This is a genomic window from Streptomyces sp. NRRL F-2580, assembly GCF_000720115.1.
Classification (GTDB): domain Bacteria; phylum Actinomycetota; class Actinomycetes; order Streptomycetales; family Streptomycetaceae; genus Streptomyces.
On the sequence record NZ_JOIR01000028.1, the window covers coordinates 40,191 to 53,445 of the forward strand.

At 72.1% G+C, this 13,255-nt stretch carries 10 protein-coding genes; 1 reads left to right on the forward strand and 9 read right to left on the reverse strand.

The window, feature by feature from the left end; translation table 11 throughout:
* Positions 1-22: 22 nt before the first annotated feature.
* The 9 genes from IF88_RS0126550 to IF88_RS0126590 form a co-directional block, all read right to left on the reverse strand.
* Positions 23-388: a peptidase inhibitor family I36 protein gene (locus IF88_RS0126550; protein WP_030717572.1), complete on the reverse strand. Its 366-nt coding sequence runs from the start codon at positions 386-388 to the stop codon at positions 23-25.
* A gap of 125 nt (positions 389-513) precedes the next feature.
* Positions 514-2,280, reverse strand: a complete 1,767-nt coding sequence (locus IF88_RS0126555; RefSeq protein ID WP_030717577.1) for a cation:proton antiporter — start codon at positions 2,278-2,280, stop codon at positions 514-516.
* 39 nt (positions 2,281-2,319) lie between these two features.
* On the reverse strand, positions 2,320-3,372 hold the full coding sequence (locus IF88_RS0126560) for a cytochrome d ubiquinol oxidase subunit II (RefSeq protein ID WP_051837597.1): 1,053 nt from the start codon (positions 3,370-3,372) through the stop codon (positions 2,320-2,322).
* The gene (locus IF88_RS0126565) at positions 3,372-4,868 is read right to left on the reverse strand and encodes a cytochrome ubiquinol oxidase subunit I (RefSeq protein WP_030717581.1); all 1,497 of its coding nucleotides are present in this window, start codon (positions 4,866-4,868) and stop codon (positions 3,372-3,374) included. The genes IF88_RS0126560 and IF88_RS0126565 overlap by 1 nt, the downstream gene beginning before the upstream one ends.
* Positions 4,869-4,906: 38 nt before the next feature.
* Positions 4,907-5,746: an SDR family oxidoreductase gene (locus tag IF88_RS0126570; protein ID WP_234323708.1), complete on the reverse strand. Its 840-nt coding sequence runs from the start codon at positions 5,744-5,746 to the stop codon at positions 4,907-4,909.
* A 159-nt stretch (positions 5,747-5,905) separates the two neighbouring features.
* Positions 5,906-7,486, reverse strand: coding sequence for a GMC oxidoreductase (locus tag IF88_RS0126575; protein ID WP_030717585.1), 1,581 nt, complete (start codon positions 7,484-7,486; stop codon positions 5,906-5,908).
* A 146-nt stretch (positions 7,487-7,632) separates the two neighbouring features.
* Complete coding sequence (locus IF88_RS0126580) at positions 7,633-8,556, reverse strand: cyclase family protein (protein ID WP_030717588.1); 924 nt, start codon at positions 8,554-8,556, stop codon at positions 7,633-7,635.
* Positions 8,557-8,591: 35 nt separating this feature from the next.
* Positions 8,592-10,061, reverse strand: a complete 1,470-nt coding sequence (locus tag IF88_RS44165; protein WP_078893159.1) for a gluconokinase, GntK/IdnK-type — start codon at positions 10,059-10,061, stop codon at positions 8,592-8,594.
* A 10-nt stretch (positions 10,062-10,071) separates the two neighbouring features.
* Positions 10,072-11,472 (reverse strand): chloride channel protein, encoded by a 1,401-nt coding sequence (locus tag IF88_RS0126590; RefSeq protein ID WP_051837599.1) that lies wholly within the window; start codon positions 11,470-11,472, stop codon positions 10,072-10,074.
* A gap of 381 nt (positions 11,473-11,853) precedes the next feature.
* On the opposite strand from IF88_RS0126590, the gene IF88_RS0126595 reads away from it, so the two are divergent.
* Positions 11,854-13,245 carry a chloride channel protein gene (locus IF88_RS0126595; RefSeq protein ID WP_030717596.1) on the forward strand — a complete coding sequence of 464 codons (1,392 nt, stop codon included), beginning with the start codon at positions 11,854-11,856 and terminating at the stop codon, positions 13,243-13,245.
* Positions 13,246-13,255: the final 10 nt, after the last annotated feature.

Sequence of the window (13,255 nt, forward strand, 5' to 3'; positions counted from 1 at the left end):
GCAGTCCTTGCGCCTGGGCCGGTCAGCGGCAGTTGACCCAGTTGTTGGACTTGAAGTAGTAGCTCTGGCCGCCGGAGCCCTTGGCCCCCTTGGCGACAATGGTGCTGCTGCCGGAGTAGTTGGTTCCCGAGTACGCCTTGAAGTCACAGGAAGCGCCGTGGTTGTACCAGGACTTGAAGTTCTGGAACACCGCGTACTGGGTCAGGCTGGCGTTGGTCCCGGCGACCTGCTGCCGCTGGCCGGTGTAGTTCGATCCGGACCAGACGCAGAAGTAGCCCGAGGGGCAGTCCGACGCCGCCGCACTCGCGGTTCCCGCGCCCCCGACCAGCAGACCGCCGGTCAGCGCGATACCGCCGGCAATGCCTGCAAGGTTCCTCGTCATACGCATGCCTTGTCCCCTTTGACGTGGAGGTGTGCCACCGACTCGACCGGCCGGCGGTTGGCGAACTCGGCATGAGTCTGAGGGCGGACCCCAGGACGGGTCTTGTAGAAAACGGCGCTCGGGGATTCGGCCTAGGTCTCCGGGACGGGGCCGAGCAGGACGACGACGTCGCCCTTTTGCGGGGTCGGGGGCTGGGTCGCGTCCACCGGGTCCAGGCGGCCTTCGGCGCTGACCAGGAACAGCGTTTCGTGTCCCCGCGGGACCGGGTCGGAGGCCGGCTGGACGAGGAACCGGGCGCCCTGTTCGTAGCGTGTCGCCAGGACGTGCCTGACGAGTGAGCCGCCGAACAGGATGGCGCCGCCCGTGTAGGGCGCGACGACGCCGTGGCTCTCGTGGGGAGGTCCCACCCGGTAGACCGGCCCCTCGACGTTGTCCTGGACCACCACCGAGGCGAGCGCGTTGAAGTCGTCGTCGTCCGTGAGCAGGAAGACGGCGTTGACCCCCTCCAGCCGGGCCCGGGGGTTGGTGGCCGTGGCCAGCAGGTCTCCTCTGGCCAGTTTGATCCCGGCGTCCTTGATCCGTTCACGTTCCTCGCCCATTCCCGCCCACATCTGTACGTCCAGCCCCGTCGACCGCAGGGCCGTGCCCAGCGCGATCGTCCACGGGGCTCCGCCCACGAGCAGCGGCCGTGTGAGGTTCGGCCGGGCGACGCCGAGCCGCCGGGCCACGGGGCCGGCGGTCAGGGCGTACAGCACGACCGTCGAGACGATCACGAGGAAGGTGATGGGAAGGATCTTGGAGGCGCCGCGCAGCCCCAATTGGACGAGGCCGGCGGCGAAGGCCGCCGCGGTGGAGGCCGCGACGATGCCGCGCGGAGCCATCCATCCCGCGAACGCCCGTTCCCCCGGGGTCATGTCCTTGCCCATGGTGGCGACGAAGGCCACGAGCGGCCGTACCACCAGGACCAGGAACGCGACGAGGGCCAGGGTGGGAAGGAGCACGGGGACCAGGGAGGCCGGGGTGACGCTGGCCGAGATGGAGATGAACAGCAGCCCGATGATCAGCTGGACCAGTGTCTCGAAGAAGGGCCGGCGCGCGGGCATGTCGAAGCCCCGGATGTTGGCCGCGGCCATGCCGGTGACGATCGCGGCGATGAGCCCGGTGTCGTCGCGGACGATGTCGCAGCCCGCCGACACGGCGATCACCGTGGCCAGTTGCGCCAGGGTGCCGAGCGTCTCGCCGAGCCGCAGCACGCGCAGGGTCAGCCACAGCAGTGCGACGCCCACGGCTCCGCCGACGAGGCCGACGGCCATGCTGATGAGGAACTGGCCGATCTGGTAGCCGCGGCCGATGTCGATCCGGTTCGTCGTGTCGATGGCGTGGAAGACGAGTGCCCCGAGGATGGCGCCGATGGGGTCGGTCAGTGTCCCTTCCCAGATCAGCAGGCGCCGCACCTTGTCCGTCGGCCGCACGTACTGGAGCAGGGGCCCCACGACCGTGGGCCCCGACACGACGAGGATCATGCCGACCATCGCGGCCACCCTGAGCGACATGCCGAACAGGACCGGGCCGACCGCGCAGACGGCCAGGAAGGTGAAGGCCACACCGAAGAGGAGCAGCCTGCCCACGATCGCGCGGGTGTCGCCGGTGAGGTTGCGCAGGTCGAGGCCGAGACCGGCGTCGTAGAGGATCACCGCCACGGACAGGGACACGAGGGCGGAGAAGTCCTCCCCGACGAGCTGGTCCGGGTGGACGACGTCGGTCAGGGCGCCCGCGGCGAAGCCGACCGGCAGCAGCAGGATCAGCGCGGGGACGCGGAGCCTTCCGGCGAGGATCTGGCAGGCGGCGGCCAGCGCCACGACCAGGGCGATGCCGAGGAGGATGTCGTCCTCGCTCACAGCGGTCTCCTTCCTCGCCCCGCGGGCGCGACGGTGGACTCAGTCGCCGTCGACCGCGTCCCCGCGCAGGGGGCCGGTCGGTCGCAGGTCGGCGTCGGTGAGGGGCTCCAGCTCGCCATGGGTGTCCAGCCAGTAGAGGAAGAAGACGGCCGGGAGGACGAACAGCAGGGCGACGAGGCTGACCACCGACAGCCAGAGCAGCGTCTGGGAATCGCCCGCGGCGTCCGCCACCGACAGGGAGGTGGGGATGAGGTAGGGGCGCTGCGCGAGCCCCCAGGCGAAGACGGCCGCGCCGACGATCCCGACGGCGCTGAAGCGGGCCCAGTGCGTCTGTCCCCGCAGCACGAGCAGTCCCGTGGCGACGAAGAACACCGCGGACACGATCGCGAGGGCGAGCCCCGCACCGTGGGTCAGCCCGTGCCAGACGTGGGGGGCGTCGCCGCGGGTGACGAGGAGGACGCCGACGGCCGTCAGGGCGACCGCGACGAGAGCGGCGAGGGCGCGGAGCCGGAAGTAGCCGACCAGGTCGGGTGCGTCGAAGCGCTTGGCGTCGGCGGTCAGGAACACGGCGCCGAGGAGTGCGGTCCCGGCGACGGTGAGCAGCCCGAACAGGAGGGACGCGGGGGTGGCCCAGGCGTGCGCCGAGGCCTCGGTTCCCGGTGCGATCCGGCCGGAGGCGATGGCGCCGACGGCCGCCCCGAGGCAGAAGGGGGTCAGTAGGGAGGCGATGGCGAACACGGCGCCGTAGAGGCGCCGCCGGGCCAGCCGGCGGCTGGGTTTGCGCAGGGCGAATCCGGCGCCGCGCAGGACCATGCCGAGGGCGGCCAGCGCGAAGGGCAGCCACATCGCGGTGAACACCGTCTGGAAGAGCACGGGGAATCCGGTCCACATGAGGATGAGGACGAAGATCAGCCAGACGTTGTTGACCTCCCAGACGGGTGCCATGGCGTGGTCGATCAGCCATCGGGGGCGCTTGCCGCGCTCGGTTCCGCCGGCCGTCAGGTCCCAGAAGCCCGCCCCGTAGTCGGTCCCGCCACCGCAGGCGTACGCGGCCACGGCCAGCAGCAGGACGAAGGCGACGAACTCGGCCATCACGCGTCACCTCCCCGGGAGGCAGTGGAGTCGCCGTCTCCCGAGGACGGGGCGTCGCCGGCCGGGACGGCCGGGCGCGGACCGTAGGGGGTGACCGCCTCGGGTGCGTCCACCGGCCGCCCGTCCGGCCGCCCGCTCGTCTCGGCGTCGGCCAGTCGCCACCGGTCGCGCATCTTCAGCAGGACCGTGAGGAACGCCCCGAAGATGAACACGTACACCACGATCACCAGGCCGAACATGATCCAGAGGGTGGTGGAGCGGGTGGAGGTCACGGCCTCCGCGACGCGCATGTTCTGGTAGACGATCCAGGGCTGGCGCCCCACCTCGGTCGTGATCCAGCCGCATTCGACGGCGATGACGGAGCCGACGCCGGCGCAGGCGGCGCCGCGGAAGAACCACTTGGAGTCGGGCAGCCGGCGGTGGCGCAGCCAGACGAGGCCGTACCACAGGGCGAGGAGCAGGAGCAGGCTGCCGGCCACGACCATGGTGTCGAAGGCCCAGTGGGCGATCGTGGCCTGGGTGGCGTTCGGGCGGTCGCTCGCCGGTACGGAGGAGAGCCCCGTCACCACGGTGTCCGGGCTGAACCCGGCCAGGATGGAGTCCAGCTGGGGGAACTTGATGCCGCCGGAGATCGATCCGTCCGGGTGGAGGCGGCCGTAGAGGTACTCGGGAACGTGGCTGTCGGTCTTCCAGACGATCTCCGTCGCGGCGAACTTCACGGGCTGCTTCTGGAACACCTGCCGGGTGATCGAGTCGCCCAGGAAGAACTGGACCGGTGTGGCCACCGCGGCGAGGGTGAAGGGGACCGTGAAGCCGAGCCGGTGGTAGCGGTCCCGGCGGCCCCGCAGCCATCCGACGGCGTAGACGCCCGCCACGACGTAGCCCGCGGTCAGCAGCATCGCCACGACGAAGTGCCAGTACTGCGGCCCGAACATGGGGGTGAAGACGGCCTTCCAGACGTTCACGTCGACCGGCTTGCCCTGGGAGTCGAGGGAGAACCCCCGGGGCGTGTTCATCCACGCGTTGGCCGCGAGGATGCCGAAGGCCCCCAGGAGCGCCGTGACCGGCAGCGGCAGCCCGAGCAGGAAGTGGGTGCGCGGCTTCAGCCGGCGCCAGCCGTACAGGTAGATGGCGATGAGCACGGCTTCCAGGAAGAACGCCCAGGCCTCGACGCCGAAACCGATGCCGAAGACATCGCCCCACTTGCCCATCAGCCCGGGCCAGAGCAGGCCGAACTCGAACGACAGTACGGTTCCGGTGACGACGCCGATCGCGAACTGCACGGCCATCACGGCCGACCATCGCCGGGCCAGCAGCAGGGCCGTGGCGTCGTTCCTGCGCAGGCCGATGGAGTGCATGACCAGGGTGATGAGCGGCAGCGCCACGCCCATCGGCACGAGGATGATGTGGGAGGCGAGGGTGAACGCCATGAGCTCCCTGGCCGGGAGCAGTTGGGCGGGGGCGTCCGCCGCCAGCAGGTGGAGCGTGATGTGCATGCGGTCCTTCGGCGCTCGGGACGGCGGTCGGGGGAGCGTCAGCCGCCGGTGGCGAAGCCGGGGAAGAGGGTCATCCCGCCGTCGACGTAGAGCGTGGTGCCCACGACGTAGTCCATGAGGTCGGAGGCGAGGGCCACGGCCGCGTACGCGATGTCCTCGGGATCGCCGATGCGGTCGTACGGGATCAGCCGGAGCAGGTCCTCCCGGGCCTCCGCCGTCTCCCACGCGTCCTTGTTGATCGGTGTCTTGATGGCTCCGGGCGCGATCGCGTTCACGCGGATCTTCTTGGGCGCGAGTTCCTGGGCCAGGGTCGTCATCAGCATGTGCACGCCGCCCTTGGAGGACGCGTAGTTGGCGTGTCCCGCCCAGGGGATGATCTGGTGGACGGAGCTCATGCAGATGATCTTTCCGGCCGCGCGGGACACCTCCGGGACGACCCCGCGCCGCAGGAACTCCTTCGTCGCTTCACGGGCGCAGAGGAACTGGCCCGTGAGGTTGACGTCGAGCACCTTCTGCCACTGGGCGAGCGTCATCTCCTCGAACGGGGCGTCGCGCTGCAGCCCGGCGTTGGCGACCAGGATGTCGATCGTGCCGAACTCCCGGACCATCCGGTCCGTCATGGCCACGACCTGGTCCTCCTGGGACACGTCCGCCTCGTACGCGGCGGCGCGCACGCCGAACGAGGTGATCTCCTCGACCACCTTCTCGGCCTCCTCCTTGCCGGCCACGTAGTTCACGACGACGTCGGCGCCGGCCCGGCCCAGGCCGATGGCCGTGGCCTTGCCGATCCCGCTGTTGGCGCCGGTGACCAGCGCCTTCTGGCCCTTGAGCAGGTGGGCGGGGATCACGCCCCGCGGTACGCCCTCGGTGGGACTCACGATCGACTGCCTCCTCGCATGCCCGGTCCGGTCCGCCGGACCGCGGTCCGGCGGGGTCCGAACGCCACGGAAGCACCCTCGTCGCGGATCGGCGGCCCGGGCGGCGTGCCCTTGGGCCACGCGGCCGAGCATCACCCCCCGGTCGGAGGAACCGCGGGGTCAGCCCAGCCGCTCCACGAGGTGGTCGCCCACCCGCAGGGCGTTCGCGATCGCCGTGAGGGACGGATTGACCGCGCCGATGCTCGGGAAGAAGCTCGTGTCGACCACGTACAGGTTGTCGAGATCGTGCGCCTTGCAGTTCACGTCCAGGGCTGAGGTGGCCGGGTCGTCGCCGAACCGTACGGTGCCGGCCTGGTGCGCCGTGGCGCCGATCGGCATGCCCTTGTGGAGGTAGATGCTGCGCGTCAGGAGCTGGTGCTCGTGCATCCCCAGATGGCTGAGCATGCCCTGGAGCTTGTGCCGCAGGCGCTTGAGCCCCTCGATGTTGTTCTTCTCGTCGAGCACGAGCCGGATGGTGCCGTCTCCTTCGAGGGTGACCCGGCTGTCGGGGAGGGGAAGGTCCTCGCCGCACAGCCAGAAGTCGACCGCGTGGTGGGCCATGACCTCGAAGGGCATGTCGGGGGCCACGGCACCCGCCCAGCGGGGCGCCTCGCCGTGGATCTGGTCGGCGTCCGACTTGCCGAGCATCTGGATGCCGCCCAGCGGGTAGTCCCAGTCGTCGGCGCCGAGGTACCAGTCGTGCAGGGCCAGGGTCTTCTGGAACTTGGTGTCGTTGGGCTCCTTCGAAAGGGCCATCAGCGCGAGGTTGTTGTGGCGCATGTAGTGCCGGCCGACCACGTCGGAGCTGTTCGCCAGCCCGCGCGGGTGACGGTCGTTGGCCGAGGCCAGCAGGAGCGCCGCGGAGTTGACCGCCCCGCAGGCGACGACCACGATGTCCGCGGCGTACGAGGCCTCCGCCCCGTCCTCGTTCCGGGTCACGACCCTGCTGACGGTGCGTCCGGTCGGATCGGTCTCCAGCCGGACCACCCGCGCGTTGGTGACCATCTCGACGTTCGGGTGCCGCAGGGCCGGTTCCACGCAGATCACCTGGGCGTCCGACTTGCCGCGCACCAGGCAGGGGAAGCCGTCCACGCGGTCGCAGCGGATACAGACGCTGCTGCTGGTGGCCCGCCCGTGCTCGTCCTGGGTCAGGTCGACGCCGATGGGCAGGTGGAAGGGGTGCAGACCGCGCTTCTCCAGGTCGTCGCTCAACTGCTGGATGCGCGGCTCGTGTTCGACCGGCGGATGGGCGTACTGGGCGCTGTACGACCCTTCCCACGGGTCCTCACCGTGGCGTCCGTGGACCAGGTAGAGGTGCTCGGCCTCCGAGTAGTAGGGCTCCAGGTCCTCGTACCGGATCGGCCAGGCCGGCGACACCCCGTCGTGGTGGCGGAGTTCCGCGAAGTCCTCGGGCCGCAGCCGGAACAGGGCCGCGCCGTAGAACTTGGTGTTCCCCCCGACGTAGTAGTTGACCTCGGGCGGGAACTGGTCGCCGTGCTTGTCCAGCCAGAACTCCGGAGCCCGGTACTTGCCCTTCACGAACACGGCGGTGGAGTCCCAGTTGTCCCGCTCGCGGGGGAGGTAGTCACCGCGTTCGAGGATGAGCACCCGCTTCCCGGAGGGGGCGAGCCGGTGGGCGAGCGTGCCGCCGCCGGCGCCCGAACCGATGATGACGACGTCGTAGTGCGGGAAGTCGCCCACGGCGACCACCGTCCTTGCGCTCGCGGGCCCGCCCTGTCACCGGCCCTCTCTCTGCGCGCTGCCGGGACGCGGCAGCCACCCCACCTCTTCGAACGTATCCCTCGTTCCCGGGGACGGCGACCGGACGGGGCGCGCGCAGCCGGCCGTCACAGCACGGCGATCGGGTTCACGGGCGAGCCGGTGGCCGCGGGAAGTCTGAGCGGCGCCACCACGCACAGGAACGACCACCGGCCCGCGCGGGCGCACGCCGCGGTCAGCTCCTCGAACTGGAGGTAGTCCATCAGGTGCAGTCCCATGGCGTGCACCGCCAGCACGTGCACGGGGAAGTCGACCCCGGCCACCGCGCTGGGGGCGGTGTCGTTGTTGCCGTCCGAGCCCAGCGCGGCGACCTGCCGCTCGGCCAGGAAACGTACGGCCGTGGGATGAAGGCCGGCCCGGGCCCGCGCGGCGTTCCACGCCCCGCGCTCCTGGCGCCTCGGTCGATGCCCCACCCGTACGAACAGCAGGTCGCCCGGCCGGACCCGGACCCCTTGGGCCTCCTCCGCCCCGGTCAGGTCGGCGGCGCTCACGTGGTCGCCGGGCTCCAGCCACGGCACGCCCCGCAGCCGCGGAACGTCCAGGAGCACGCCACGGCCGACGATGCCGTCCCGGACGGCCTCGACGGAGAGCGTGCCGGCGCCGTGGGACGTCACACTGCTCGCCGGCACGCCGTTGTAGAGCTCCCCGTCGAACACGACGTGGCACAGCGCGTCGAGATGGCTGTCCGCGTCCCCGTGCACGTTCATCGCGAACCGGTCGCGGGCGAAGTGCAGCGCGTCGCCGCCGCTCGCACCGGTCTCACCGTCGGCGGGCGCGATCATCCGGTGGCGCGCCGGTTCGGGATTGTCCGGGCCGGGCAGGGTCTCGATGGGCGCGGCGAGCGACACCGTACGTCCGGAGCGGACCTCGGCGGCGGCGGCCACGACGCGCTCGGGCGTCAGGTGGCCGAGCGCACCGCGCCGGTCGTCGGGGGCGCGGGGGCTGCGCTCGCGCAGCTCCCCGTACAACGCGCGGAAGGCGCCGGCGGTCATGCGTTGCGGCGTCGACGACGGCCCGCTGCCCGGGGTCACCGGGATCCCCACGGGGCCAGGACCCAGCGCAGGACATGGCTGTCGCCCGGTCGCAGGACGGTGAGCGCCGTGCCGCTGCGGAAGGCGTCGGCCGGGCAGGACATGGGCTCGATGGCGACACCGCGCCGGCGCCGCCCGGGCTCGGACAGCGTGTCCCCGGTGTACACCTGCACGTACCGGATGCCCTCGATGAGCCGTACGTCGATGCCGTGATGCCCCGAGGGGTGCGCGAGCCGCACCGTGCAGTGGCCGGCGGGATCCCTGTCGAGCCCGGTGTACGCGGTGTCCAGGTGCTGCTCGCCGATGGGCCTGGCGGTGCGGAAGTCGTACGCCGTGCCCTCGACCGGCTCCTCCCCTGTCGGCAGGCCGTGCACGTCGCTGCCGAGCCGGTAGCGGGCCGGCACGGTCAGCAGGGCGGTGTCCACCAGGTCGGTGCCCACGGTCAGATAGGGGTGCTGGCCCACGCCGTAGGGCGCGGCGGTGTCCCCCGGGTTGGTGGAGGTGACGGTGGTGTCGAGCCCCTCCGGACCCAGCCGGTATTCGGCACGGACCTCCAGCCGGTACAGGTATCCCGGCTGCGGGAAGAGGGTGGTGCCCACCGTGACGGCGTTCTCGCTGCGGTCGAGCAGCCGCCACGGGACCCATCGGAGGAGTCCGTGGATCGCGTTGCCGTTCTCCGGCTCGGTCAGCGGGAGTTGCAGGTCCTGGCCGCCGAACCGGTAGCGTCCGCCGGCGATCCGGTTCGGCCAGGGAACGAGGAGCTGTCCGCGGCCGCCGGTGATCCCCTCGTCGGCGGCGAATCCGTCGAGGAGCGGCCGCCCGCCCACGTCATAGTGGCGCAGGGCGCCGCCCAGCTCGACGACCACCGCCGTATGCGGGCCGTGGCGTAGCCGCCACTGTTCTCCTGATGCCGTGGGGGGCATGTGCGGTACCTCGGTCGCTGCGGCGCGGAGTTGAGCGACGACGGCTTCGACGACGGCTTCCGGGGGCTGGTCGATGTCCACCACGCAGGCGTCCTCGTCGGGCTCCGGCTCCTGGAGGTCGGCGAACTGGCTGTCCATCAGCCGTGCGGGGAAGAAGTGGCCGTGCCGGGACTGGAGCCGGGCCCGGATGAGCTGCCGTGAGCCGTGCAGATGGACCAGTCGTACGTCGGGCCGTCCCCCGGCCAGCTGGTCGCGGTAGGCGCGCTTGAGGGCGGAGCAGGCCACGACGGCGGGTTCGCGCGCCGCGATCCGGCGGTCGATCCATGCCGCGACCGCGGCCAGCCACGGGCGTCTGTCCTCGTCGGACAGGGCCTCGCCGGCCGCCATCCTGGCCCGGTTCGCCGCCGTGTGAAGGTCGTCCGCGTCCTGGAAGGCCCAGCCGAGCCGGTCGGCCAGCAGCACCCCCACGGTGGTCTTCCCGGAACCCGCCACGCCCGTCACGAGCACCACGGATGCGGGCACCGTCACGTGGTGCCGTGCCATACGGCCTCCTTCATGAGGAGCCGGACGACGCACCGGCGGCGGGGGGACGCGCGGTCGGCGGCTTGGCCGCCTTGCCCACCGGTGGAACGGCGGGTCCGGGCGGCAGCAACTGGATCGTCACGAAGGCCACGACGGACGCGAGGATCACCACAGGGGTCATGGCCACGCTGCCGAGCACCAGGACGACGAGCACGATGCTGCTGACCGGCAGCCGCAGGGCGCTGGTCGTCGCGGCCGCCATGCCGATGGCCATTCCCGGTACGACCCCGAGGCCCGGCAGGGGCGCGAGCAGCACACCCACCGCGCAGCCCAGGAACAGCGACGGGAACACGGGGCCGCCGCGCAGGCTGCCCAGGCACAGGGCGTAGGCGACGCCCGTGCAGAGCACCACGGCGATCAGGGCCCCGACCCCCCAGGCCGACGGATCGGCCGCCATCCCGCTCAGCGTCTCCTGGCCGGAAGACGCCACGTTCGCGGGCGAGCGGCCGGTGGTGAGCGCGTACACGGCGGCGCAGACGCCGGCCGCCAGGGCGCACAGGGTCGTGTGGGCGAGGGGACGCTTCGCGACGAACCGCGCGGTCGACCGGCCCCCTCGCATGATCAGGTGCATGCAAAAGCCGATGGCCACGGCCATCGGGATGGACCAGAGCACGTCCCCGGGGTCGAGCCGCGGAAGGGGCACGCCCACCTTCACGGAGAGGCTGGGCGCGTCGAGACCGGTCCAGCGTCCGAAGCCGGTGAACACGAGGGAGCCCACCCCGCTCGACAGCAGCGCGGGGAGCATGACCGCGAACAGCTGGGGCCCGCCGACCCCGGCCACCTCGATCAGCAGGACCCCCGCGATCAGCGGGCTTCCGAAGATCACCGCGACGGCCGCCGCCGCGCCCGCCGCACCGAGGAGCACCGTGCTCTGGGCGCTCGCCGGCACCTGCGCCAGATCCCTGAAGAGCAGCGCCAGGCCGCCGCCGAGGGCGATCAACGGGGCCTCCGGTCCGAGCGTGGCGCCGAGAGGGAGGCTGAGCAGCGCGGCGAGGATCACGCCGGGCAGGGCTCCGGGCGAGACTCCGCCCGTGTGGAGTCCCGAGGCGGGGATGTGGCCGCCCCCGCCGGGCATGCGGGTGACCACGAGCCCGACGGTCACGCCGGCGACGAGCAGCAGCGGCAACGGCCACCACCACGGCGGGGCGTCCCACCCCAGGGACTCCGGCAGACCGCTCCACATCAGGTGTTCCAGCTCGTGGAGACCGACCAGGAACCAGAAGGCCACCAGCGACACCGGAACGCCGATGAGGGCGCAGAACACGAGCGCCTTGAGATAGCCGGCGCTGCGCAGGAGTTCGCGCAGCCGGTCCGCCTCTTCGGGCTGTGTGGTCCCGCCGGGCCCCGCGGGGTGCGGATCGGGCGCCGTCATCCGCCGGGTCCCGTCTCGGCGCCGCACGTCCGTCTCGGGCCACGAAGGGTTCCGGGCATGTTCGCTCATCTCCCAGGGAGTGCGGGTGGACCGGAGCGGACCGGGTCACCGCGTCCGGCGGGGGCGCGGCGGGGCCTGGACGGGCCAGAGCCATTGCAGCATCCGGCCGGGAGCTTCGCATGTCCGGACGGAGCCCGCCCCGGGGTCGCCGCTCTCCGGCGGCGAAGAGCGGCGGGCGGGCGGATCATCGAGACGAGAGGTTCGGCCGCCCGGGTGGCGGCGTCCGGCCGGCGGCGCAGGGGGCGCCGTCGGCACCACACCACTGGTGGCTGTCCCGTGGGGCAGTGCGGCCGGCGGTCAGGTGTCAGGAAGAGGAATTCCATGACGGAGCCGAGTCCTCAACCCGTTGGCACCGGTCAGCCGAAGGAGGCGGACCGGCTGCGTGAGATCCTTCGCGCCCCGGGCTACCTCGTCATCCTTGTGTACTCGGCCCTCATCGGCATTCCGGTGTCGCTCATCGCGTTCTGGTTCCTCGTCGGACTCCACGAACTGCAGCACGTCTTCTGGGCGGAGATTCCGCACCATCTGGGCTGGGACACGGCCCCGTGGTGGTGGCCGCTGCCCCTGCTGCTGGTCGCCGGTGTGGTCGTCGGCCTGGTCGCCGCCCACATGACCGGCGGGGGCGGCCACATCCCCGCGGGCGGCCTGCACGCCGGCGCGACGCACCCGGCCGCGCTGCCGGGCGTGGTGCTCGCCGCGGTCGCGAGCCTGCCGCTGGGCGCGGTGCTGGGACCGGAGGCGCCCCTGATCGCCCTCGGCGGCGGCCTGGCCCTGCTCTTCCGGGACCTCACACGGACCCCGGCGACCCCGCAGACCACCGCGCTGCTCGGCGCGGCCGGTGCGGCCGCGGCCATCGCGGCGATCTTCGGCAACCCGCTGATCGCCGCCGTACTCCTCATCGAGGTGTCGGGGATCGGCGGCCCCCAGCTCTTCGCGGTCATGCTCCCCGCCCTGCTCTCCAGCGGGATCGGGGCCCTCGTCTTCACGGGCTTGGGCAAGTGGACCGGGCTGGAGACCGGCAGCCTCAGCCTCACGCTGCCCATGCCCATGCCCCTGCCGTCCCTGGACGCACCGGACGTGATGTGGACCGTACTCATCGCCCTCGTCCTCGCCGTGCTGCTGAACCCGGTCCTGGAAGTGGGCCGGCGGGTGGCGGCGTTCGTCTCCGCCCAGGTGCTCCCCCGCACCGTCCTGTGCGCGCTGGGCGCCGCGTTCTGCGCCGCCCTCTACGCCCTGATCACCGGCCGCTCGCCCGCGGACGTCGCCCTCTCGGGCCAGGCCGCCCTCGGCGAACTGGCCGCCGACCCGCACGCCTGGGCCGTCGGCGCGCTGATCGCCGTCCTGCTCTTCAAGACCGCCGCCTACGCCCTCTGTCTGGGCAGCCTGCGCGGCGGCGCCATCTTCCCCGCGGTCTTCCTCGGAGCGGCGGCCGGCGTCCTCGTGGCTCCCCTGCCCGGGCTGGGCGCCGTACCGGCCATGGCGGCGGGCATGGCGGCGGCCACCGCGGCCGTCATGCGGCTGCCGGTCAGCAGCGTGGTCCTGGTGGTGCTGCTGCTGGGCAGCTCCGCGATGATTCCGATCGCCATCCTCGCGGCCGTGATCTCCTTCACCACGACCGAGCTGCTCCCGGCCGGTACGGCCCATCCGCCCGCTCCGCTCGCCGAGCAGCCGCCCGCGGACCCGGGCGGCGCCAAGGCGGCCGGGACCACCTGACGTGCCGTCA